A 24,364-nucleotide genomic window follows, 5' to 3' on the forward strand; every position below is an offset into this window, starting at 1 on the left:
ATTATGAACATTGAGTTTGGTGAATTGGATCAACTTGAGAAAAAACTTAAAGACATTCAAGAAAATGCAGAAAAACTCTCGAATATGGAACGCGAAGTACATACAGACGATTTGTTCACAGAATCGTTTGTTCAGATGTACTCCAACTTTTCTTCCTTCGATGAGTTATTAAAGGCTGCCGGATATGAAGGCCAAAGCCAAGAGGAGTTTGAGGCTTTCGTACAAAATGATTTCAATACTTTTCTGGAAGAAAACTCCAAACTCAGCGGCTGGAAGGAGTTTCAGGATAAAGCAGTCGCTGCTTATGTTGCCAAGCAATTAGGATTCTAAAAATGGATATTAGTATGCGCCTAGTTTAGCAAAATGACAAACAAAAACGACCTCTATAGTGAGATTGTATGATACTGATCTCGCTATAGAGGTCGAAATTTATAACATCTGCAATTACTTAAGATTATCAGTATAAGGTACGAACATATTTTTGCGATATATGGGAACTTTAATAAAATCATACGTATTAACTTCTATAACCATTTATCCTCTGGATATGTTTTCTGGATTGGATTTCAAAGTAATCAAGAATAGGAGTGACTGAATTGGATAGCAAAAAACAATCAAGTGAAACGTTTCACACACTTTCAACTGATCAAACTTTAGCGTCACTAAACAGTCATTACGATGGTTTATCCCAAGAAGAAGCCGCCACAAGACTGCAACAGTACGGCAAGAATGCACTCGAGGAACGTAAAGGAAAATCATTGATTGCTAAACTGCTCGCACAGTTTAAAGATGTCATGATCATCATTCTGCTCGTTGCGGCACTTATTTCTGGACTGCTTGGAGAATGGACAGATTCCTTTATCATTCTGTTCGTTGTTGTCCTGAATGCCGTTCTGGGAGTAATTCAAGAGAATAAAGCCGAACAGGCACTTGCAGCTCTTAAGCAAATGTCTTCCCCCTTCGCTCAAACAAGAAGAGATGGCAAGATTGTCAAGATCAAAGCGGAGGAGCTTGTTCCAGGTGATATTGTTCTATTAGAAGCTGGGGATGTTATTCCAGCCGATATGCGACTGATTGAGTCTGCTTCACTCAAGATTGAAGAAGCTGCATTGACTGGAGAATCTGTGCCTGTTGAGAAGGTAGTTGACCCGCTGGAGAAAGCAGATCTCGTCATCGGTGATCGTAAGAATATGGCCTATATGACTAGCAATATCTCCTATGGTCGAGGCATCGGTGTTGTTACAGCAACCGGCAGTAGTACAGAAGTCGGTAAGATTGCCGGCTTTATCTCCCAGGATGAAGATGAAGTAACTCCGCTGCAGCGCAAGCTGAATGAGCTGGGAAAATATTTTACGATCATTACGATCGGGGTTGCTGTAGCCATCTTCATTATAGGTATGATTCAAGGTCGAGAAATATTTGATATGCTTCTCACTTCCATCTCGCTGGCAGTAGCAGCGATACCGGAAGGGTTACCGGCGATCGTTACTATAATTTTAGCACTTGGTGTTCAGAAAATGGCGAAGCGTAATGCGATTATTCGTAAGCTTCCAGCAGTTGAAACGTTAGGGAGCACAGAAATTATTTGTTCAGATAAAACAGGCACCCTAACACAAAACAAAATGACTGTACAGCAAGCTTATATTGGACAAACCATGCAACAAGCCGATCAAGCTCTTGAAACGATGCAAGACTATGAGCTCTTTCTTCAAGTCATGGCGTTGTGTAATGATACGAAAATCTCACACACGGCCGATGCAGAACAATTTACATTAATAGGTGATCCAACAGAGACTGCATTAGTTGATTACGGAATTAAGCATGGTTTTGATAAACGAGAAGGTGAGATCGAATTTCCGCGTAAGGCTGAAATTCCATTCGATTCTGATCGGAAGTTAATGACCACTGTCCATGAACTAAATGATGGTGCTACCGTTTATCGAATTATGACAAAAGGCGCGCCTGATGTGTTGCTCGAAAGATGCAACAGTATTCTAATGAATGGAACTGTCATGGAGCTGACAGAAGAGCACCGCGATAGTATTATCAAGGCCAATAAATCCATGGCAGACAAAGCACTACGTGTATTGTCGCTCGCTTACCGTGATGAGTCAGCTATCCCAAGCATCATGAAACCAGAAGTTGTGGAGCAGAATTTAACCTTCATCGGTCTTGTTGGAATGATCGACCCACCTCGCGAGGAAGTGAAGGAAGCTGTTCGCATCTGTAAGAACGCTGGCATACGTCCAGTCATGATTACAGGGGATCATCGTGATACAGCTACAGCAATTGCCAAGGAGCTTCATATTATTGAAGATGAGAGCGGCATTATTACGGGTAGTGAGTTAAATCAAATTAGTGATCAAGAATTCGAAGAGAAGGTCACACAGTATTCTGTATATGCCCGGGTATCACCAGAACACAAGGTACGTATCGTTCAAGCTTGGAAGAAGCGCGGCAGTATTGTTGCAATGACTGGAGACGGAGTTAACGATGCACCTGCACTCAAGGCATCCGACATTGGTGTCGGCATGGGCATCACAGGTACTGAGGTTTCCAAAGGTGTTTCCGATATGGTGCTTGCCGATGACAACTTTACCACGATTGTTGTTGCTGTAGAAGAAGGTCGCAAAGTATACAGCAATATTCGCAAGACGATCCAGTTTCTCCTATCTGCCAATCTTGGTGAAGTGCTCACACTATTCATCGCTACTTTAATCGGTTGGAAGATTCTTTTCCCGATTCACATCTTATGGATCAATCTTGTCACAGACACATTGCCAGCACTTGCTTTAGGCCTTGAGAAAGCGGAAAATGACATCATGAAGCGAAAGCCTCGTAAGGCATCGGAGAGCGTATTTGCGAATGGTATTGGAGTTGGAATCCTTTATCAAGGTGTTGTGGAAGCCGCTTTGACCTTATTTGCTTACTACTACGGACATACGCACTATTCTGAGGCCGTTGCCGTAACCATGGCCTTTGCAACACTTGGACTGATTCAGCTAACACATGCATTCAACGTACGTTCGACTACTAAATCGTTGTTTACGATCGGTGTATTCTCCAACAAATACTTGAATGGCGCCGCACTTGTATCAGGATTTCTCGTCCTGATCGTAATCTTAGTCCCATTCATGAATGATCTATTCAGCGTCGTTCGATTGAATGGCGAACAGTGGCTGGTAGTCGCAATCTCTGCCTTCTCAATCATTCCGATTGTAGAAATTGTAAAGCTCTTCATGCGATTATTTAGCCGTAAGAAGTAAACATAAAGGGGCTTTCCCAAAGTGTAGTGACTGGGAAGCCCCTTTGCGCTTTATTCTAATGTGAAGGGCTGGTTCGATCTCCCCCCTCTTCATCTTACTTGGTAGTAGCCTCTGCAAAAAACAGATTTATTGGGTTTAATTAGAATTAAAAATGAATTAACGATATCTGAGGAAGAGATTATCAAATTTATCCAACTAATAAATAGAATGAGTGATTTGATATCACCAGATATAAAGAACGAAGCGATAACTGGGATTATCGTTAATATGATAAAAGGCAAGCTCATGAAAACCCAAAATCTCTTTTTGGATAGAACCGCATTAGTATTAAGCCAAAAAAATATTCCTCTAAACGTTAAGCTAATATCACCTTTATTATTTATTACAAGAATATGAAGAATTTCATGTATTATAAAAACAAATATAAAGATTAAGATAAGGGGGCGATTTGTAATATATGTAAACTTTAACCCAAACCAATTTGGTGCCAGAAAAAAAGTAAACATTAATAGGTAGACAAACTTCATATAATGCTTTCGAAACCAATTATTTTGAATGAATGGTTTCCATTCTGACAAATCCAGACTTGTCTGGGCAAATTTTGAAACCATAATATCATAACAAGTACACGCCTTCCCTATAATCTAGTTCCAAACAATTTATACCATGTAATGCTAGTAAGTAAATGTTCACCTCACCGAGATTTTACCATATCTTGAGCATCAGTCCGCCCCCCTATTCAACCACAAAAAGACCTCCATAGATTAGATAGCACGTGACTATCATACTATAGAGGCCGTATTCCCAAACACTTATTCCCATGTTACTACCGCTTCGGCTTCCGCTCAGATCAGCGGGTGGAAAACCGCATCAAAACGCCAATCAGCAAGGTTCCGCACTTGGATTTCCGGCATCTGTTTTTGTCCGGAAAGAGCTTCCGCAACCGCAGGTTACCGTAGCATTCGGATTGTGGATGGTGAAACCACCCGTCATACCGGATTCCTCAAAATCAATTTCGAGACCGTTCAAATATTTCATACTATCCTTGTCAACCACAATTTTCATGTCGGCGACATTCATATATACATCATCTTCCGTTTCGTCGTCGTCAAAGCCCATTGCATAGGAAAAACCGCTGCACCCACCGGACGTGACACCCAAACGAAGGAACATATTCGGTGTTTCCTGTTCCGCAAGCATATCTTTCAGACGTTCTGCTGCAGTATCACTAATTGTAATCATAGGTCACCCTCCTTTTCGTTCACTTTTCAGTATACTCCACATCAAGCCAACCCTCAAGCGGCGTAATTACCGGACAATCTTCATATAGTCTCCTCTTTTCCTACGGTATGTATTGCTACCCTGAGGGGTCAGGTTTATAATAGGAAAGGAACTAAAGAGGTTAAGTGTTGGATTTCTGTCACATCCGGCGGCCCTTGCTGCCTATTCGATGTGTCCGTGTTCATAGTTGTATATTTTTTCACAAAATCCTTTAATTATAACTGCTTACCTCAACGATGTAATGATCCGTTAACGAAACTATTCACCAGACGGACAGTTGATGTATCTCTGCACCTTTGGGTGCCATAATGCGTGATGAGGAGGAAGACTATGCCAACCCTTGTAAGCCCTTCAATGGACAAAAGAATGGCTGAGATTGTTGAGAAGGTTCAAAACGGTGTTCGCTTGAACCTCGAAGATGGCGTCTATTTGTATCAAACCGATGACCTTCTGACCCTGGGGCAGCTCGCAAATGAAGCGAATCTGCGCAAAAACGGGAACAAGGTTTATTTTATTGAAAACATGAGTTTGTATTTCACCAATGTGTGTGAGTCCCGCTGTGCTTTTTGCAATTTCCGTAAAGACCAAGGCGAGGAAGGCTCCTATACTCTCTCCGGTCCGGAAATGATTCAGTATGTGGAAGAGCACTTCCACCCGGGTATTCGAGAGTTCCATATTGTTGGCGGACACAACAACAATGTACCGTTCCAATACTATGTAGATTCATTAAAAGCCCTTAATGAACGGTTTCCAGACGTAACACTGAAGGCTTATACGGCAGCTGAAATCGAATTTTTCACACGGATCAGCGGCCTTAGCATAAAGGAAGTGCTGCAAGAGCTACAGAAAGCCGGCCTGAAAACTTTGACCGGCGGCGGAGCCGAAATACTGTCAGATCAGTACCGCCAGAAAATGAAAGTGGACAAAGCCAATGTAGATCAGTACCTTGAGGTACACCGTACCGCACATCAGCTCGGCATGAGAACACATACTACAATGCTGTACGGTTCTATTGAAAGTCACGAGGACCGTATCCGCCATATGCTGCAGATCCGGGATCTGCAGGATGAAACGAATGGATTTATGGTATTTATCCCGCTCTCTATGCAGCCAAAGAATAAGAACGCGGGCATTATGCGCCGTAACTCGGCTTATGAGGACTTGAAGACCATTGCGATTAGCCGCCTCATGCTGGATAATATCGACCATGTTAAAGCTTATTTCATCAATATCGGCGCCCAATTAACACAGGTGGCACTCAGCTTCGGAGCATCCGATGTTCACGGTACGATTCTAAAAGAACGTATAAGCCACGCCGCTGGTGCATTGACGCCTGAGGGCTTGACTCGCAAAGAGCTTGTCTGGCTGATTCAAGGAGCCGGCCGGATTCCCGTGGAGCGCGATACTTTCTATAACGAAGTCAAGGTATACGAATAGTAAAGTTCCAAATTACGGATATCAGGTTAAAGAGATAATATAAAGGGCTGTGCTTTCTTATCTCATCAGAAAGGGAGACATATATGAAAAAGCTCGTCATTCTCGGCGGAGGTTACGGTGGTCTTGCCTTAATTCAGGAATTGTTCAGCAGTTATCTTCCTCATGATCTGGAAGTGGTGCTCATTGATCGCATGCCTTATCAAGGTCTCAAAACGGAATACTACGCTTTGGCCGCAGGTACCGTTGCAGATACGGAGCTGCGGGTAAAATTCCCGGTTTACGATAAACTGAGCATTCATTACGGGGAAGTTACCTCGGTCGATCTGGAATCAAAATTGGTGTATTTATTTAATGATGATCCTATTCAGTACGATCAGCTGGCTATCGCCCTGGGCTGTACAGATCAGTATCACGGTGTGCCGGGAGCTGAGGAATTTACATGCAGTCTGCAATCTTTTTCCGGGACACGTGAAACCTATTTACGTTTAAATAACCTTAAACCGTATGGCCAGGTTCATATTGTCGGTGGGGGCCTGAGCGGTATTGAGCTTGCTTCTGATTTGCGAGAAAGCCGGCCTGACCTTAACATAGCCATTCTTGACCGGGGAGCTCGTGTACTCTCTTCCTTTCCGAACCGTCTATCCGCCTACATTCAGCGCTGGTTTGCAGAAAACAATGTGGAAATTCAGAGCGGGGTTTCCGTTTCCAGAGTAGAAAAGGATGTGGTCTACAATGTAGATCAACCGATACCTACGGATATAACCGTCTGGACCGCCGGTATTCAGCCTGTTTCTGTCATACAAAATTTGGATCTGCCAAAAGACCGTAGTGGACGGATTTTACTTAATGATCTGTATCAAGTTCCTTCCCATCCGGAAGTATATGTCATCGGCGATTGCGCCAGCCTTCCGTTTGTGCCAAGCGCACAAGCCGCAGGAGCTCAAGCTGAGCAGATTGGACATGTACTGAAGGCTCTATGGAGAGACGACACACCTAAGGTACACCCGCTTAAACTGAAGGGCACCCTCGGTTCACTCGGCAAGCGGGCCGGCTTTGGTTTAATGGGCAGTACCTCCGTTATGGGACGAGTGCCTAGACTGCTAAAAAGTGGTGTGCTCTGGAAGTCCAAGCGCCATTTCTGATGGTTTAAGATCACAGTTGCTCGATTTCCTTTATTTTTCGGAGGATGGATAAATAGAGCTCTTCGGCTGTAGCGGCTTCCACGATTTCATCATTCACAAAAGCGAATGGTGCCAAATAGCATTGTCCACAGTTTGTAAGGCAGCCGTACTCGATGACCTCGCAATCCGGTCGTTCCTCGAGCGGTTTTAGAGCTTTATCTGTACCGAAATGTGCATTCCCAGCACAGAACTCAACAATGGGTCGCATCATGATCTACCTGCCTTTAGATTGGCATTTTAATTTGCCGGTTTATGTACTATAATATAGGGAGGAAAGGAGTTGAACAAGATGAGCGAAAACGCACAAAGCACAACATATGATGAAGTAGCTGAAGTGCTTGATAAGCTTCGTCCGTTCCTGCAGCGCGACGGCGGTGACGTGGAATTGGTCGACGTTGAAGACGGCATTGTTAAACTGAAACTTGTAGGTGCCTGCGGCAGCTGCCCAAGCTCCACCATAACCTTGAAGGCCGGGATTGAACGTGCCCTGGTTGAAGAAGTTGAAGGCATCCAAGAAGTAGTACAAGTGTTCTAAAACCTATATACAAGTAGAAATGATTCCGTCGTCCTTTTGAAAAGGACGACGGAATCTCTTCGAGAAATATAAGCCAAGTATAAATGAAATCTTATACTTCTTATATTTGCACAAAAGAGTCTTGGTTCTCATGAACCAGGACTCTTTTTTTGGGGGATATAAGAAAAACGTCTATCGTTATTCCGTTTATTTACTCAGGGATGATGCGGGGGCGAATGGGATCCAGACCGCCGGATATATCCATAATATTGCCTGTGATGAAATCCGATTTCTCCATACAGAGATACTCGATGACCCGGGCGATGTCTTCACCGCTTCCTGAACGTCCACGAGGAGTAAGCTCATCCGTTATACCGAACACCTCATCGATCGTCTTCTCTTTGTTCGCTCCCCGGATATCTCCGGGACAGACCATATTTACCGTAATACCGTAAGGGGCCTCTTCTACAGCCAATGTCTTGGTGAAGGATACAAGTCCCACTTTGGCAGCTGCGTAAACAGAACGGTGCGGCCAGGATCTTGCTTCACCCGCATGACCGAATCCGAAATGAATAATGCGCCCCCATTTCTGTTCTCTCATGGAGGGTAGGACACGATGATCCAGCAGCATAACGCCAGTCAGGTTGCCATTAATCAGATGTACGATTTCATTACGATCATATTGTGAAAACAGACGTCGTTCCCGAATAAACGGACCCGCATTGTTAACCAGAATATCAACTTGTCCCAGTTGTTCCTCAGTCTGATCTATAAGACTGTACAATTCCTCTTCCACAGCGATATCCGCTTTCACTGCAATTGCCCGAACACCCATCCCTTCGATTTCTTTCTTAAGAGCGTGTGCCTGCTCCTTGCTGTTAACGAAGTTCAGCGCAATATCGCAGCCCTGCCGGGCCAGCGTTAAGGCGGTCATTTTGCCCAATCCAGTCGCACTTCCGGTAATCAGCGCCACTTTCCCCTTCAAGACCTTCCCTCCTCCGTACATAATCATCTTTCCTCAGTATAAAATATTTGCCTCCTCCCCACAACTTGACGCTTTTTCTCATGAGAAAAATCATGTAACATCTCCCACTTTAAACATTTACACATAAAGAAACCGTTCTTTAATAAAATGGAGTTACAACCCATCCACTTACAAAAAGAACGGTTTTTTTGTACATTTATCATATACTATGAACGAATTCAGCGGGATAATCCTGCCTCCGATAATCGTGTAGCCTTCACTACATAAGACGCTAAGCCCGGAAACATGCGCGCCATCCCCGGATATAAACGATTTGTCTTCGCAAAAGCTAACTTCTGGATGTTTCGTGCTCTCCTGAGCAGCTTCGTAAACTCGCCGTTGGCTTCCTTTATATACTGGCTTTGCCATTCGGTGTACGTTATCTCATCCCGTAAATACAGATCCGTCAGATTTGAACACAGCATAGAAGATCGTAGTGCTACGGACATTCCGTCTCCGCATAGAGGTGGGATCATTAACAGGGCGTCCCCCACATGTGGAAATGTGGACCAAGGCTCAGGTATTTCAGACAGCCTGACGGGCGCAATCGATACCTGGGTTCCTTGGACGGGTACAGCCTGCTCCAGTCTTGAAGCCAGCTTCGGATTGGTACGGGAGGCTGCTTGCAATATATCCTGTACGGATTTACCGTTCGACTGAACGACATCAAGTGTAAGTAAAGCCGCCACATTAACCATTCCATTTTGTATTGGAGAGATTCCTGTGTAACCACCTTCACAAAAATAAAGCTCAACCTGTGACTCTGCGTTAATCCCGGTGTAATGCGATTTTAGCCCAACATATATGATTTCATCCCGATGTGCTACATCTGTATTCGCAACACACTTGGGTTTGCGGGTCCCGTATGCTCCAATGATAGCCTTGGCATAATAGCAAATGGTGTCATTACCTTGCTTTGTTTCAACCTTGTATCGGTTGTTATCTAGCTGGTCAATACCAGTAACGGTTGTTTGGGTTATAATTTCAGCCCCGACAGATAACGCTTTCTGATGAAGCAGGCGATCAAGCTCATACCGGCTTATTCCCCAGGCGCTTCCAGGAAGCGGTGCCTCTATTTCACCACCGTGAGGCATAAAGATGCGTGCCTTATTCATCGTGCTCGGCTTCACCTGATGCTGCAGCAGATCAACACCCAGAAATTCCAGCATTTCTTGGGTTTCTGGGGACATAAATTCACCGCACGTTTTATGCCTTGGAAACGGCTGGCGATCCAGCAAAAGTGTGTCATGTCCCCGCTCTGCAAGCTGCATCGCTGTACTGCTGCCTGCAATCCCGGCTCCAATCACTATGACATCCACTTGCTTATCCATGGGACAGCTCCTTCCTTTGAGAGTTGTTTAAAAAGCTAATTTTTGATCACGAAGTGAAACAGGAAGTGGAATCGACGTCGAATCTTGACCACACACTTGTCCATTCGTTTCAAGTTCGCTTATGAGGTATCACGACGGCATAACGAAACAGAGGTTTCCAGGCATAGGTCATCGAATCATGATTCAATTTTCTCTTCAGGTCCTTCCAGTCCGCCCCGGTAAATCCTTTGGCAACAGACAATGGACCATCATGCCGGATATAACGATTACGAGATATAATGCGCGTAGTAATCCATACGGCTGTATATGAGACCGCATGGCGGTGAATATCATTAATTACAACACCGTATCTGGAAGCTTTCAGCATATGAGATACGATATCAATCAATTCTTCGCCATCAAAATGATGAACAAATTGCGAACCGGTTACAATATCGGCAAATGCCTCCGGTATTTGCCGGATATCTGCCTGTTTAACCTGTATACGCGGTTCATTTTGAAAAAGAGACCTGGCTTCCTCGCACGCTTCTTCTGTCAGATCCACCAGCGTGATATTGAGATGTATTCCTTTATCGTCCGCCCATTGAAGCAGCTTGCGATTGACGTCTCCCGAACCAGCACCCACGTCAAGGATGGTCAGAGACTCAGGTCTTCCTATGTCATTCCACAATTTCTCGATCCCGTACCTCGTTGGCCCAGGTGCAGCAAATATTTTGTTCAGACGTCTTAAATGTTTAAGCGCCTCAATCAGTTCTTCGCCTCCGGTCGAAAAATCATCCATCAATTCGTCTTCCTGTGCCCGTTTCGTTAAATTTCTAAAGATAGGCATGGTCATGCTCTGTGAGTAAAGAGACATAAGATGGGACATACCTGAATCGCATAAGTTCTGCCGTCAGCCCTGGTCCAAAGGCCATCGCGACTCCTTCTTTGGCCGTGCTATCCACGGATTGGAGCTCGCTGCGCATGGCGTCGAGAACAAACATAATCGTTACAGAGGATAAATTCCCTGCATTTCTGAGAATTTCCCTGCTGAATTTGGTCTGCTCATCGCGCAAGTTCAGTACATTTTGTACAGAATCGACAATTCCACGACCTCCAGGATGAATGGCCCATAGATCTGGCAGATTGTCCCCCGCAAGTAATAATTCCAATTCCGGTACAAGATGTGTACCTAACAGTTTGGGTATACGCGGGGAGAGATAAAGATCAAACCCGGCATTACCAACTTCCCAGGTCATATCTTCCGTAGAATCAGGCAATAGAACCGAGTATCCTGTTCCAAGCTGCAAGTAATGAGTATGATGCTGCTCGGCATGGCCAATAACACACGACGAAGCCCCATCTCCAAAAAATGAAGCCGCGAATAATGCTTCTCTCTCCTTCACAGGCTGAAAATGTAAGGTACACAGCTCAACGCATACGACAAGAACTTGTGAGCCTGGCGCACTTTGTACGATATCCCTGGCCATTTGAATGGCTTTTAATCCTGCTGCACAGCCCTGAAAGATCAACGGAAGACGATTCACACGGGAAGACAGCCCTAAATGTCTTATCAGCATAACATCAAGACCTGGCACATATTGGCCGGTACAGCTAACCGAGATGAGATGAGTAATATTTCCAGGTTGGATATTGGCATCCTTTATTGCTTTTTCTGCAGCCGCTGTTGCTAAAGGCAATGCTTCTCTTCTATATGTATTCATTCGTTCTTCTGTTGTAGGAATGTTGGACCGATCACCAACAGGTAAGTATCGGCATTCTTCGGATGTACCTAAATAGTTCGGTTCACATGTATAACGAGTTTCCACTCCGCAGGATCTGAAAATCCTTCTGGCAAATCGGGCCAAGTCCGGTTGGTCATGCAAAGAAGTAGCCAAAAGCTCGGCTATAACGGATTGTGAAATCGAATGGATCGGCAGAGCCGTTCCGATGCCCAAAATAGAAACCTGGGAATTATTAGAGACAGGGTTCATTTTAGTACCTCCTGTTGGAAAAGTGTGATACACCATATGTTATGTCTCATGCACTCTGTTATTATTCCGTTATTCCAGTTCAAAAAAATCATAAAATAAAAGCAGGCTACCCAAAGATGGATGGCCTGCTTTTTCTTTTTAGAGGGGCATATCCTTTCCTTCCTTAAAAGGCAGGAATAGCTGCACCTTTATATTCTTTTTCAATAAATTCCTTCACATCGTCCGAGGTCAGTGCTTTAGCTAATTTCTGAATCGCTTCGGAGTCTTTATTGTCCGAGCGCGCTACAAGAATGTTCGCATAAGGATTATCCTTCTCTTCGATGAAGAGAGCATCCTTCGTAGGATCAAGATCTGCTTCGAGAGCATAGTTCGTGTTAATGATCGCCATGTCCATCTCGTCCAGCATACGTGGCAGCATAGCCGCTTCTACTTCTTGGATCTGCAGATTTTTAGGATTTTCTGTGATGTCTTTCGCTGTGGATTCCAGCTTATTCTCATCCTGCAGCTTGATCAGACCATTTTTGGCCAACAGCGTAAGTGCACGTCCGCCATTGGAAGGATCGTTCGGAATCGCAACCACAGCGCCATCCCTCAGCTCATCTACTGACTTGATCTTTTTGGAGTAAGCACCCAAAGGCTCAACATGAACATTTACTACGGATTCAAGATCCATACCACGTTTTTTCACTTCACTGTCCAGGTAAGGCTTATGCTGGAAGAAGTTAGCATCAAGTTGCTTCTGATCTACCTGCTGGTTCGGAAGCACATAATCCGTAAACTCCACAATTTCAAGCTTGACGCCTTCCTTCTCAAGTGCCGGCTTAATGTGCTCCAATATTTTGGAATGCGGCTCAGGTGAGGCACCAACTTTAATCGTCAGACCTTCCTTACCGCCATTTTCTGCGGACTTATCCCCACAAGCTCCTAATACCACTACCAGTGACAGACTGAGAAATCCCAATAACAACTTTTTCTTCATCTTATTCTCCCTCCAAATCATGAATTATAAATTATTTATATCTTGTCTTACTATCAGCCATATCATTAGGTTATTTCGTTATTTCCTTGTAAAATGCCGCACCAGACGATCCCCTGCCATCTGTAACAACTGTACGAGCAACACCATCAAGACGACAGCCACAATCATAACTTCGGTTTCATACCGGTGGTAACCATATTTAATGGCCAGGTCACCTAGACCGCCGCCGCCTACCTGTCCTGACATCGCCGTGTAGGAAACGAGCGTAACGATCGTAATCGTCATCGCCGCAAGCAGGCCCGGACGCGCCTCGGGCAGCAACACCCGCCAGATAACCTGACGTGTAGATGAGCCCATTGCATGTGCCGCTTCAATCACACCTTTATCTACTTCATTCAGTGAGGTTTCCACGAGTCGTGCGAAGAATGGAGCCGCTCCAATAACGAGCGGTGGAATCGTTCCGAGAACCCCATAGGATACACCTACAATTGATTTCGTAATCGGAATCATTGCGACAATCAATATAATAAATGGTACGGAACGAAGAACATTGACGATAAATGATAGGATGGAATATCCGAAGCGCACCCATCCTGATGAAGAACGTGCCGCCATATATAACAGCACACCGAGCGGCAGGCCGATTAGAATCGTAAACAAAGCCGATGAAGCCAGCATTCGGAGTGTATCCAGTGTTGCCGTGATGATCTCTTCCCAGTTCACCTCGGAAAAATCAAGTCCGAACATCAGTCCATCACCTCCACGTCAAGCCCTTGTTCCTGCAACTTCTGAATGGTCAGATCAATAGCCGGCATATCCCCTTCAAATCGGACGATCAACTGGCCATATGGCGTATGCTTGATCGTAGAAATGGTACCTTGCAAAATCGCAAAAGCTACCCCAGTTTCGCGCACCGTTTGAGAAAGAGTGGATTCGTATGTTTTCGAACCCAAAAAAGTGATTTTTGCTGCACGAGATGACTCGGTATGAGGAGCATGAATAGCGAGCCTCAATGCTTCTCCGCTATCCGTTTCATTTCGAATAAACTCCCTTGTCACTTCATGTTTAGGTTTCAGGAACACTTCCGTCACAGGCCCCTGCTCTACAATGCCACCTTGGTGAATCACCGCAACCCGGTCACAAATACTCTGGATAACGTGCATCTCGTGAGTAATAAGAACGATCGTTAAGTTAAAGTGCTGGTTAATATCCAACAGCAATCTGAGAATGGAATCGGTAGTCTGCGGATCCAACGCAGAGGTCGCTTCGTCACAGAGCAGCACTTCCGGATCGCTAGCCAGCGCCCTTGCAATACCGACTCTCTGTTTCTGTCCCCCGGATAACTGCGAAGGGAATTTGTTCCGGTGAGCTTCCAGCCCGACCAGAGCCAGCAGTTCACTCACTTTCCGTTCAATCTCTGACTTGGGTGTCTTGATTAAACGCAGCGGAAACGCAATATTATCAAATACAGTTGCTGAAGAGAGAAGATTAAAATGCTGAAATATCATTCCTATCTTGCGGCGCTCTCCTTGTAGCTGCTTATTGCCAAGACCCGTCAGGTTAACCCCGTTAACCCATACCTCACCGGAGGTTGGCCGTTCCAGCAAGTTAATACAACGTATCAGCGTGCTCTTGCCGGCACCAGAATGTCCGATCACTCCGAATATTTCACCTTTTTCAATCGACAGATTCAATTCGGACAAGGCTGTGGTCAACGTTCCGGCTTTTCCGTACTGCTTCGTCAATCGCTTAAGTTCGATCAATCCCAGTTCCTCCTATTCTTAATTTTTCACATCTTTTATCGAAAAATAAAAGAGCCCTCTCTTTGTAGAATCAAAAAGGGCTCTCTTTACGTAAAGACGAATGCCTTTTCTCATCTGTCAAAACTGCCATATTGTCCGCAGTTTTGAAGGAATTAGCACCATGACATTCCTTGCGCTTCAGCCAGGTTGGCTGTGCACTGGAATCGGTTGCTGGGCTTCATCGGGCCTGTCCCTCCGCCTCTCTCGATAAGAAAACATCGATATGAAATTATAATTTGATTTACTTAAAAAAACAGATCAAGGAATGCAATTGTTAGTATAGTTTCTTTTCACACGTTTGTCAAAAGGAATTTATAGGTTCATACGCTTAGAGCTAACGCCTTTTTCTGCCCAAAGATCGTTTGTGTAATGAAATGAGGCGGCCAGCGTTTTGCATACCATATCAAGTCCTTGATTCAAATCGTCTAGATGCTTATCCATATCTTCCAGCTCCACCCTATCGTTAAGTCCTTGGTGCCGCTGCCACAGATCATCCTGCATCTCAGAGTTCATGTAATGAATTTCCGCATTGCGTCGTTTACGAAGAACACTTAGGGATGACTTATAGTGGTTCTTAATACCTTCCAGCTTGTCCACCAATTCATCGTGATATTTTAAATACCTAAACTGGCGAAGCACTGTGAAATATGAAAAATGAGCCTTAACCTTGGACGTATGAAGATCATACAAATCATTCAGCACTGTCCCGAGTTTATCAAGAATGGAGAACACCCGGATAAATCCGTCCTTATAAAAATACACGTAACGAGCATATTCCCCTTGTTCCTGGATCGACATGTCATCAACGTACCCGGCCTTTACCGATTTACGGAAATGACATGCCGCGAACCAGCTCTGCTCCAGCTCATCCAATGATCCAATCAAGCCACGGATCCATATCTCAAGCTTGCGAAAGTCATGCGTTGGATCCTGATTTTTCTCAATCTCTCTTTGCAAAAGCTGGGTTGTCTTCAACATCGTTTCAATGGCGTCTTTAAGCAGACCCTCATTTTTTCGAGGCGGTTCCCCGAGCAAAATTCGAAGCATGGCTTTACCCCCTAAGAGTCAAGTTCTGGAACTTTGATATTTCTACACCGAGGTTTTTCCGAAATATTGATTCCATCGCTTGTCCACGGTTTCTACAATATCTTTCCGCGGGATCAACTCATCCGGATAGCCTGGCTTCATACGTGCATCAATGACGAGCGGGAGCTTGTAGGACAGGTGATGATCGCGAACCTCTGCAGTCGCAAAAATGTCGGTAGCCGGGTTGAAGCGGGTAAATACGGACCACAAGAAGGAAGTCTGCGTAGCAGACACCTCAGCAGCATCGTCCACCAATACAATCATCGGCCAAGCTGTGTTCCGACTGTCCATATGGTGCATCACCCGTTCAGCAAGACCAGGCTCCCTTTCGTATGATGAGCCCGAGACGACAAGACAACCCCCGCAATAGGGAATGACCTGATCGATCCCCGGAATATCCCCATCTACATAAGTGCGTGGAAGCTCACGAATCGGCTGGCCAATGCCCATCATAACAGCCTTGCTGCCGTGGTTCAGCTTCTCACCAGTATAATCCAGCGTATCATGAGATGTTTTATTAAATATGAACAAATCTGTGGTCGGATTAAATCGTTCCAATACGGCTTCAAGTGTTTCGGTAAAATCAGAAAGATCAAGCGGACGGTTCGTCAGCATGAGAAACTTGGTTAAAGAAAGCTGTCCTTCGCCCAAAATTCGAAAAGCCGATACCAACGCCTCCCGCGAATAGCTTTCACGGACAACAGCAGCCGTAAGGGCGTTAAAGCCTGTTTCTGCATATGTCCATAACGAACGTACTGAAGGCATGACCATCGGGAAAGCCGGCGAGAGCAGCTGCTGCAGGAAATTACCGAGATAATAATCCTCCTGTCGCGGTTTTCCTAAGATGGTAGCCGGGAAGATGGCGTCCTTTCGGCGCCACATATGCTTAACATGAAATACTGGGAAATCATGTGCTAACGAGTAGTAACCGTAATGATCGCCAAAAGGCCCCTCGAGCCTACGTTCATAAGGCGGAACAAGTCCTTGAATCGCAAATTCCACCTCAGCCGGAATCCGGTGGCCTCCAAGCGGATTATCCGTCATTGGAAGCTTTCCCCCAAGAATCAACGATGCCAGTAACAGTTCAGGTAAATGCTCTGGAACAGGAGCAATCGCTGAAGCAATTAGCGCTGGAGGGCCACCAATAAAGACAGAAACCGGCAGAGGCTGGTTCTGCTGTTCAGCTTCATAGTAATGGAAACCGCCGCCTTTATGAATCTGCCAATGGACTCCTGTCGTCTGGTCATCATAAAGCTGAATCCGGTACATGCCCAGATTATGATCTTTTGGATTCGAAGGGCTTTCCGTATACACCAGCGGCAAGGTGATGAAAGGCCCGCCATCCTCTTGCCAGCTGGTTACCTTCGGCAGATCCTTCAACGGATTTTCGGTAACCTTAACCGCCAGAACAGGCGCTTCCTGCTCAGGCACCGTTTTCATTCCTACCTTTAAAATGTCCTTAATAAGCCCCCGTTCATTCCACAACGCGGCCATTGTAGGAGGAAGTAGCGTTTCAGTAGCGCCGATAAGCGATTTTATCAGTTGTTCAGGCCGTGGGCCGAACGCCAGATCAACCCGTCTCGATGTACCAAACAGGTTGGTAGCCACAGGATACGGTGTCCCCTTTACATTGGTAAACAGAAGAGCTGGGCCGCCTTCTTCAATAACGCGGCGATGAATTTCTGCCAGCTCCAGATATGGATCGACTGGTGCTTCAATTACAGCCAGATCTTTTTCTTTTCCTAGCGTTTCTAGCCATTGGCGTACATTTTGATAAGTCACAGCTTCCCCCCTATACAACAAAATCCCCGAACAGCTTGCCCGTGGACTTTGTAGAAATGATTATGATAAATCAACGATTTATACTCTATTGTTGAAAGGGATTGACTCTTCACTAAGTGGTGCTTCAAGCTTGCTTAACTGCCATGCCCTTACACTTAAATAACATAAAACTCCAAATAATACAGAAATGAGCAACGTATGCCCCAAAGCTGCAAAAATATACAGTTCTTCATTATGCATCGTTGCCATCAGCAGTGGACCGCTCAGAACTTGCAGTAAACAGAGCGTCACTGCGGCGACTCCAAGCATTTGAATTTCACGGTTATCGCGGTTGCGCCAAAATGCAAAATGCCCCATGATCGCGACCACGATAAGCAGAAGTGCAGCTGCAACTCTATGCATAAATGCAATACCTACTCCACCGGACAGCTCCGGTATAATCTCGCCGTTGCACAGCGGCCACCCCGAACACCCTTCCCTCGAATCGGTGTGACTGACAAACGCACCGATGTACACGACGATATAGGAATATATCGTTGTAGCCCAGACCAAATTACGGAATGACTTGCTCACCCGAGGCAGCTGTTCGAGCCTACCAGACTCTTTGGTCTGCTCGATTCTGCGCATGCCTAGTGCAAGCATGACTGAGCTTGCGAACGCAATAAGGGAGAATCCGAAATGCAGCGCCATTACAGCTGCGGATTGCGGCTTCATAACAGCCATTGCACCCATAATAGCTTGAAGAATGACAAATATGGAGGTCAGGACCGCATATGTAACGAGGTCACGGCGCTCGCGCTTAAACTTCCAGAACGCAATCAAAGAAGCAAGAGCCGACAAGCCGGCCATTCCGCTGACAGCACGGTGGGAGTACTCTATCATGGATGACAATGTGTAAGCGGGAACAAATTTGCCGTTACACAAAGGCCACTCCTGTCCGCACCCCATGCCCGAGTCGGTTTTAGTCACAACCATACCGCCAAAGGTTGCGAGAAACATGACTAGACACGTCAAGTAACTGAGCCATTTTAATTGTTTATTATTCACGATTTCCACCTGCTACCGTATTCATAATAATGATAAATCCAACATTTCTTACTGTCTCTCATAACCACTAAATGCAAGTCCAACATATATTATAACTGATACACTAGCTTCGATCATAGACTGTTTGTTACAAAATGTTCAAAAACAAAACACCGTCGCCCGTATAAACGGGTCGGCGGTGTGATGTAATTACTTGTGGATTGTTCCGTATACCTCTAAAGCGCGATCTAGGAAAGTTTCAATTTCTTCCCGTGACTTGCGCAGCTTATTTACAAACCGGACCAGCTCACGACCATCTGTGTAGGCTACGAAGCTCGGGATGCCCATAATGTTTTGCTGCTGGCTTACGTCACCAACGGCTTCAACGTCAACTTCCAGCAGTGTTAGCCGGTCGGAATATTTACTCTCCACTTCCGGCATAAATGGATCAATAAATTTACAATCGACGCACCAGTCTGCCTTAAATACAGCAATCGTCAATCTAGGAGACTGAATCGATACCTGAAATTCAGCTTCTGAAGTAATCTTTTCCATAGGGATCTCCCCTTTCCGTCTGAATTGGTTCTCCCTAAGTGAAGCAAAATGTTGAGTGGAAGTCAAATTTTAAAGCCATACTGACAATAAGTTCAATGACATTTAGGAAAGAAGGTACCTTATGAGCCATTCCAAAGGTTTCAAGACCGGTCGCCAGTCCATCTGGTCACTGCTGTTTTCCGTCCCTCGTGCTGCTGCTGAAGCATTTGGTGGTTTAACCGCCGCTTGGATTGCGTCCAGTGAACTTCGGCGTTACCCTAAGGACCTAGCCTGGAATGAAGGCGCCGCCAGAAGTATTACATGTTTGCTAGATAAAACTGCCGAAGGCTGCCAGCGAGAACGCGCTGGTCAAACGATGAGGTTCGATCCCTTGCTCAGGGATTCAACCGCCGAAAATAACCTGGGTCAGCTTCCAGCACTAGACCATCTTCTCATCCAGCGTATTCATGAAGCTGTTACCGAAGCCAATAAGAGCAATATTACACGTACCCGGGCCTATCTCGAATTTTACGAGGACTATCCAGAGGTACATTGGGCTCTACTTGCCCACATGGTTTCCAGAAATGCCGGATGGAATATGTCCGACCTGCAGAGCGGTCTCATGTCCGATTTGACCGACAACCGATTCAAGAACCATCTGTATCGGTTTCTTGAACGTTGTAATGCCTTGATATTCCAAGACGCCTATCCGCAACTTTTACTCTATAAATTCAGTAAACAGAAGGAACAAAGCTACTTTCATCTTCTCCCTTATTTTCACGTTTCGGCATTCATGACTCCATTTTGGGAGCGGTTTTGGATCGATCGGAACAGCAGCCTGCTGACAGTCGCCTTGATCATCAATGAGCAAAATTATATAGAAGGACGCGTCGTCCGTCATCCATATTTCCGCAAAAATGTACTAGACGCCCCATCTTTTCGATTGCACGAGCTTGCGCGGTTGAATCAAATCATTTTTCCATTAGGCGATACCCGCTGCAGACATGATTTATTTAAACAATCCATCCTGCCTCTTCGGCCTTTAGTCGGATTGACCATAAAGCATTTTGACGATCCATCAACTCGGATCAAAGCTGGAAAATCGCTGTATGCCATGCTGTTTGGATATGAGGATATTTACCGCGGCGTATTCAAATATGTCCACTGCTCACCGCATTTGGGCTCACGCTCGGAATACTGGCCAGCCCTATTCACAACACAGCGCAATAAAACTATGAACTCACTTGTAGAAAGTAAAGAGCTCCTTCAATCAGAGTGGCTGACAAACGGCCATCAGCTATACAGCCCGCTCCTTGAAGATGTGTGGCATGATACGGAGTACGAGCCTATTCCCCGCTTTGATTGGTTTCAGGAACCTACCATGTTGCGTCATCTAAGCAAGCCTATTCGCCCTTTTCTGGTTGATATGACCCATGCCCACCGCACTGCGTTGGAGAGAACGGCATTTACTCATGATTTGAGCGGGCACTTGAATCCATAACATATTCAATCAAAGGAGTGATATAAAAAAACATAACAAGACTACTTCAAGAAAGGGGGTGTACCAAAAGGTCCATTGACCTGGGACACCTCTCTTTGCCTGTTGTAAGGCGCTACGTGTACACCCCACTGATGCAGTTCTCTCTTCTTCTTCTTTAGCTTTCTCTTCCGCTGCTCAGCACCATTTTATCTACTTTTTTGATTATTTCTTCCTTGGTGATATCCGGATGGTCAATCATAATGGAATAGCGTAGTTTTCCTTCGTCCCAGGTGAGTACGCGTAAGTCTTCCATATATTCACCCTGCATGCCTCGTACCGTTACATTTCCTTTAATCTTAGCTTCCTCTCCTTTAGGGATTTCAAAAATGCCCAGTGTCGATGAAGGGATATCCTGCTCGGTATAATAAACAGTTACTTCTGTTCTGTTCAGCTCGCCTTCATAGATGTTCCATTCCACTTTATCCATCTTCTCTTCGGAATCCTGGAATACAAGGAAAGGATGGCCCAGTGCTTCAACAGCCTCCGCCAGCGTTCCTGAATGGGTTGGGTATTCCGTATTCAATGCCTTGATTTCTACATCTTCAGGCAGGTCAAGCGTAAAGGTATTACTATCAAAACTTGGTGAATCATCCAGTGATGTGTAAGTCACTTCAGAACGGATATCGCCTGAGATAGAATTTGATTTAACCAGAAACCATGTTTTTTGATCAACCCAAAACTCCATGTCTCCTAAAAGAGAATTCTTCGACTTGGCTTTTACCTTTAAATGATAAGTATTCTTATCAAGTAATTTTTCCTCTCCTATCACTTCATACGTATATTGGTCTTGTAGGCTTTCGAGCATCCTGGTCAGCTGCTCTTTTTGCGTCAGGTTGCTTGGCAAATCTATACCTGCAAGGTCAATCGATTGAGCCTGGTTACTTCCTTCTTCATACATCAGCACCTGTTTACCATCATTTAGTGTGTACGACTTCTTATCACGCAATTTGTCAACTGAAACAAACTTTCTTTTTCCATCACTTCCGGCATATTCCTTGAAGGACACATCCTCAGTCAACTCATCATTCGTAAAAATCTTGAGTTCTCCCTCGCCCATATACATTTCCAGCTTATTATCCGTCTCCAGTACATAAGACATAATATCCTCCGAAGAAGCGGTGATATTCCCGGTGCATCCTGATAACATAAAGATAGCTGCAACAGGTACGATTAACAGATTTCTTATCTTCAATTCTCTTCTCCTACCTTTCTTTTATCCAGCATGCCGCCAAGGTTCCGTATCCAGCGCTGGACCACAATTTTATTTTTCCTTCATGTCTCTCGATCAGCATTTTGGCTATGCTCAGCCCTAGCCCCGAGCTTCCGCCTTGCCCTCTCGATCCGTCTACCTGGACAAAAGGGAGAAATATTTTTTCCTGCATAGGCTCCGGTATGTTGTTTCCTTCATTTTGAATCAAAATTATGGTTCCGCCTTTTCGCCATTCATCCAGTTCCTCTTTAAATGCTGGGAAAACTTCCTGTGATAAATGCTCATCTGACGAAAGTGCAGCAAGCAGAATCTCTTTTCCTGAATCTGTATGGCGAATGGCATTGGCCACCAAATTATCAGCAAGCCGAACCATCTGCTTAACATTTACTCTATAAGTACCGGAGATTCTTTGGTCGATACGCAGCTTTATCCCTTTCTTCGAACATGGTTCCTCGTAGCCGGAAAGAAGCATATCAAAGAATTCCTCTCCCTCCACTTCAACCAGCTCTGTTTGATGGTGTGAGGCCTGCAAAGTGGCATAAAGCGTCAAATCATCAATCAATTGCTTCATATATGCCAATTTTTCAAATAAAATAGTCTGATATTCTTTCTTTTCTTTTTCAGACAGCTGCCGGTTGCTTTGTAATGCTTCCGAATAAGCCTGGATGACAGTCAAGGGCGTCTTAAGATCATGCGATAGAGCTGCAAGAATGTACTCTTTTTCTTTTTGCTGTTGAACAACTTCCTGCTGCGACTTTTCGATCTGTTCTTTCATTCTATAAAAATGAGTCTGCAGCTCTCCAATTTCATCGTTGGAGGGAGGATTTGAGGATAAGACTTTCCTGCCGTCCGCAAAAGCGGTCATTTGTCGTTGCAGCGACTGCAAGGGCTGATTCAGCTTCCGGTTCAGCAAATATACAACTGTTAAGAAAACAATGATCATAAAGATGAACAGTCCGCCAAAAATTAAAATCGTGCGGTCCTGCACACCCCTTAGCCATTCATCCCTGCTGATGGTCACCTCATAAAACCCGACTAATTCACCTTCACTGCCAGTCACAGGCTTTTTTACAGAATATGTGCGCAGATTTTTCTGGAACTGATTCACATTTTTGTATAGCTGATTCTTATCCAGCTTAGTAAGCCGGCCTACAAACGGCTCTTGCGAGGAAGAGTAGAGCAGGATGCCATCATAACGATACAGTGTAATTCTCATCGACTCATCAGCCAGACTGTCCACTTTCCTATACTTCTTCTGCGGCTGTATTTTGTAATAAACCGGATTTTCCAAAACAGGCTCAAGTTCAGATAGTGACTTAGTAAACTCCATATATTCGAGCATGTCTCGCTTTTGGTCATAGCTGCTCACAGTGATATAAAAAAGGTACAGAGCCATAATCGGCAGCAGCATAACAATAATATAGCTAATCATCAGCCAATTTCTGATTTTCATAGTACCTCTCCAATAAAGCGGTAGCCGACGCCCCAGACAGTCTGAATAAAGGAAGATGAGCGGGTATCATCCTTTAACTTTGCTCTTAAACTTTTAATATGGACTGTGACCGTATTATTCCCATTCACATCCTCCTGCTGCCAAACATGCTCATACAGAGCCGATTTGGAAAAAATCTCGAAAGGGTTTTTGGCCAAGAGGCACAGCAATTCCCACTCTTTCGCCGTCAGCAACAGAAGCTCTTTGTTCAGATAGACGCTTTTGCTGGAAAAATCAATGCTCAGGCCATGAGCATAGCTGACCGCCTTCTCCGTATCCTGCTGGTTTTGATACCGCCTGTACCGCCTTAAATGAGATCCGATCCTTGCACTTAATTCCTCCAGGCTGAAAGGTTTGGTCACATAATCATCTGCGCCGAGATCAAGCCCCCGGATCTTACTTTCATCCTCAATCCTGGCACTGATTATTAGCATTGGCACTTCCGATTCTTTTCTAATGCTCCGACAAAGTGTGAACCCATCCACTTCAGGAAGCATAAGATCAACCAGCACTAAATCATATTGCCCCAGCTTAAAATCCTCCCAGCCTTCCTTACCTGTTGATGACCAGGTTACATGGTATTCCTCCTTACGCAAATGATCACACACAATCCTTGCAATCTCCCGGTCATCCTCCACCAGCAGTACCGCTGCGCTCTGTTTCATAGCTGTATCCTTCTTTCAATATTTATTATAGTCTGAACATATAAAGCTTCCGGAACCTTTATAAACTCTTAATAATTAGGATGACAACAAGTACTGATAGTGTAAAGGGTAAATTCTCCAAGACTAACCCCTGTCGTTAGATAGCACAAAAAAGCCGCGATATACGCAGCTCCTTAATGAACATATGTTTATTGTTCGCGTATCTTAACAAAAAACGGCTCTCCTCAATCGGAGAACCGTT

General features: G+C 44.9%; 23 protein-coding genes and 1 riboswitch. Of the genes, 6 read left to right on the forward strand and 17 right to left on the reverse strand.

Annotation, left to right across the window (positions count from 1 at the left end; translation table 11 throughout):
• Nucleotides 1-3 precede the first annotated feature (3 nt).
• Together MNQ98_RS25180 and MNQ98_RS25185 are read left to right on the forward strand one after the other, a co-directional pair.
• Nucleotides 4-330, forward strand: a complete 327-nt coding sequence (locus MNQ98_RS25180; RefSeq protein WP_241930678.1) for a hypothetical protein — start codon at nt 4-6, stop codon at nt 328-330.
• 266 nt (nt 331-596) lie between these two features.
• Nucleotides 597-3,266, forward strand: coding sequence for a calcium-translocating P-type ATPase, PMCA-type (locus tag MNQ98_RS25185; RefSeq protein ID WP_241930679.1), 2,670 nt, complete (start codon nt 597-599; stop codon nt 3,264-3,266).
• An 89-nt stretch (nt 3,267-3,355) separates the two neighbouring features.
• Here the strand turns inward: MNQ98_RS25185 and MNQ98_RS25190 are convergent, their stop codons facing one another.
• Together MNQ98_RS25190 and MNQ98_RS25195 are read right to left on the reverse strand one after the other, a co-directional pair.
• Complete coding sequence (locus MNQ98_RS25190) at nt 3,356-3,877, reverse strand: DUF3267 domain-containing protein (protein ID WP_347272235.1); 522 nt, start codon at nt 3,875-3,877, stop codon at nt 3,356-3,358.
• 271 nt (nt 3,878-4,148) lie between these two features.
• Nucleotides 4,149-4,508, reverse strand: a complete 360-nt coding sequence (locus MNQ98_RS25195) for a HesB/IscA family protein (RefSeq protein WP_208917851.1) — start codon at nt 4,506-4,508, stop codon at nt 4,149-4,151.
• Nucleotides 4,509-4,877: 369 nt separating this feature from the next.
• On the opposite strand from MNQ98_RS25195, the gene mqnE reads away from it, so the two are divergent.
• Together mqnE and MNQ98_RS25205 are read left to right on the forward strand one after the other, a co-directional pair.
• A complete protein-coding gene (gene mqnE / locus MNQ98_RS25200) occupies nt 4,878-5,984 on the forward strand; it encodes an aminofutalosine synthase MqnE (protein ID WP_208917850.1) in 1,107 nt (368 codons plus the stop codon).
• An 83-nt stretch (nt 5,985-6,067) separates the two neighbouring features.
• Entirely contained in the window at nt 6,068-7,126 is a 1,059-nt protein-coding gene (locus MNQ98_RS25205; protein ID WP_241930680.1) for an NAD(P)/FAD-dependent oxidoreductase, read from the forward strand.
• A gap of 10 nt (nt 7,127-7,136) precedes the next feature.
• On the opposite strand, the gene MNQ98_RS25210 is transcribed toward MNQ98_RS25205, so the two are convergent.
• Entirely contained in the window at nt 7,137-7,376 is a 240-nt protein-coding gene (locus MNQ98_RS25210; protein WP_241930681.1) for a YuzB family protein, read from the reverse strand.
• 78 nt (nt 7,377-7,454) lie between these two features.
• Between MNQ98_RS25210 and MNQ98_RS25215 the strand changes: the two genes are divergently transcribed.
• Complete coding sequence (locus MNQ98_RS25215) at nt 7,455-7,700, forward strand: NifU family protein (RefSeq protein WP_208917847.1); 246 nt, start codon at nt 7,455-7,457, stop codon at nt 7,698-7,700.
• Between the two features lie 190 nt (nt 7,701-7,890).
• On the opposite strand, the gene MNQ98_RS25220 is transcribed toward MNQ98_RS25215, so the two are convergent.
• The 11 genes from MNQ98_RS25220 to MNQ98_RS25270 all read right to left on the reverse strand — a co-directional run bounded on the left by MNQ98_RS25220 (nt 7,891) and on the right by MNQ98_RS25270 (nt 19,237).
• Entirely contained in the window at nt 7,891-8,664 is a 774-nt protein-coding gene (locus MNQ98_RS25220) for an SDR family oxidoreductase (RefSeq protein WP_241930682.1), read from the reverse strand.
• A gap of 218 nt (nt 8,665-8,882) precedes the next feature.
• Complete coding sequence (locus tag MNQ98_RS25225; RefSeq protein WP_241930683.1) at nt 8,883-10,034, reverse strand: NAD(P)/FAD-dependent oxidoreductase; 1,152 nt, start codon at nt 10,032-10,034, stop codon at nt 8,883-8,885.
• Nucleotides 10,035-10,143: 109 nt separating this feature from the next.
• Nucleotides 10,144-10,863: a methyltransferase domain-containing protein gene (locus tag MNQ98_RS25230; protein WP_241930684.1), complete on the reverse strand. Its 720-nt coding sequence runs from the start codon at nt 10,861-10,863 to the stop codon at nt 10,144-10,146.
• Complete coding sequence (locus tag MNQ98_RS25235; RefSeq protein WP_241930685.1) at nt 10,850-12,007, reverse strand: type III polyketide synthase; 1,158 nt, start codon at nt 12,005-12,007, stop codon at nt 10,850-10,852. The genes MNQ98_RS25230 and MNQ98_RS25235 overlap by 14 nt, the downstream gene beginning before the upstream one ends.
• 163 nt (nt 12,008-12,170) lie before the next feature.
• Nucleotides 12,171-12,986, reverse strand: a complete 816-nt coding sequence (locus MNQ98_RS25240) for a MetQ/NlpA family ABC transporter substrate-binding protein (protein ID WP_241930686.1) — start codon at nt 12,984-12,986, stop codon at nt 12,171-12,173.
• Nucleotides 12,987-13,064: 78 nt separating this feature from the next.
• Nucleotides 13,065-13,733, reverse strand: coding sequence for a methionine ABC transporter permease (locus MNQ98_RS25245; RefSeq protein WP_241930687.1), 669 nt, complete (start codon nt 13,731-13,733; stop codon nt 13,065-13,067).
• Complete coding sequence (locus MNQ98_RS25250) at nt 13,733-14,749, reverse strand: methionine ABC transporter ATP-binding protein (protein WP_241930688.1); 1,017 nt, start codon at nt 14,747-14,749, stop codon at nt 13,733-13,735. Before MNQ98_RS25250 ends, MNQ98_RS25245 begins: the two co-directional genes overlap by 1 nt.
• A gap of 107 nt (nt 14,750-14,856) precedes the next feature.
• Nucleotides 14,857-15,002: riboswitch (SAM riboswitch) on the reverse strand.
• Nucleotides 15,003-15,100: 98 nt separating this feature from the next.
• Nucleotides 15,101-15,835: a Cthe_2314 family HEPN domain-containing protein gene (locus MNQ98_RS25255; protein ID WP_241930689.1), complete on the reverse strand. Its 735-nt coding sequence runs from the start codon at nt 15,833-15,835 to the stop codon at nt 15,101-15,103.
• A gap of 42 nt (nt 15,836-15,877) precedes the next feature.
• A complete protein-coding gene (locus MNQ98_RS25260; RefSeq protein ID WP_241930690.1) occupies nt 15,878-17,656 on the reverse strand; it encodes a UbiD family decarboxylase in 1,779 nt (592 codons plus the stop codon).
• 78 nt (nt 17,657-17,734) lie between these two features.
• A complete protein-coding gene (locus tag MNQ98_RS25265) occupies nt 17,735-18,703 on the reverse strand; it encodes a COX15/CtaA family protein (protein WP_241930691.1) in 969 nt (322 codons plus the stop codon).
• A 189-nt stretch (nt 18,704-18,892) separates the two neighbouring features.
• Nucleotides 18,893-19,237, reverse strand: coding sequence for a thioredoxin family protein (locus MNQ98_RS25270; protein WP_241930692.1), 345 nt, complete (start codon nt 19,235-19,237; stop codon nt 18,893-18,895).
• A gap of 121 nt (nt 19,238-19,358) precedes the next feature.
• Between MNQ98_RS25270 and MNQ98_RS25275 the strand changes: the two genes are divergently transcribed.
• Complete coding sequence (locus MNQ98_RS25275) at nt 19,359-20,717, forward strand: DUF2515 family protein (RefSeq protein ID WP_241930693.1); 1,359 nt, start codon at nt 19,359-19,361, stop codon at nt 20,715-20,717.
• Nucleotides 20,718-20,871: 154 nt separating this feature from the next.
• Here the strand turns inward: MNQ98_RS25275 and MNQ98_RS25280 are convergent, their stop codons facing one another.
• The 3 genes from MNQ98_RS25280 to MNQ98_RS25290 are packed head-to-tail and all read right to left on the reverse strand — an operon-like array spanning nt 20,872 to nt 24,123.
• Nucleotides 20,872-21,948, reverse strand: coding sequence for a LolA family protein (locus tag MNQ98_RS25280; protein ID WP_241930694.1), 1,077 nt, complete (start codon nt 21,946-21,948; stop codon nt 20,872-20,874).
• Nucleotides 21,949-21,958: 10 nt separating this feature from the next.
• Nucleotides 21,959-23,419: a sensor histidine kinase gene (locus tag MNQ98_RS25285; protein WP_241930695.1), complete on the reverse strand. Its 1,461-nt coding sequence runs from the start codon at nt 23,417-23,419 to the stop codon at nt 21,959-21,961.
• Nucleotides 23,416-24,123, reverse strand: a complete 708-nt coding sequence (locus MNQ98_RS25290) for a response regulator transcription factor (protein WP_241930696.1) — start codon at nt 24,121-24,123, stop codon at nt 23,416-23,418. Before MNQ98_RS25290 ends, MNQ98_RS25285 begins: the two co-directional genes overlap by 4 nt.
• Nucleotides 24,124-24,364: the final 241 nt, after the last annotated feature.

Source organism: Paenibacillus sp. N3/727 (assembly GCF_022637315.1).
GTDB lineage: Bacteria > Bacillota > Bacilli > Paenibacillales > Paenibacillaceae > Paenibacillus_AQ > Paenibacillus_AQ uliginis.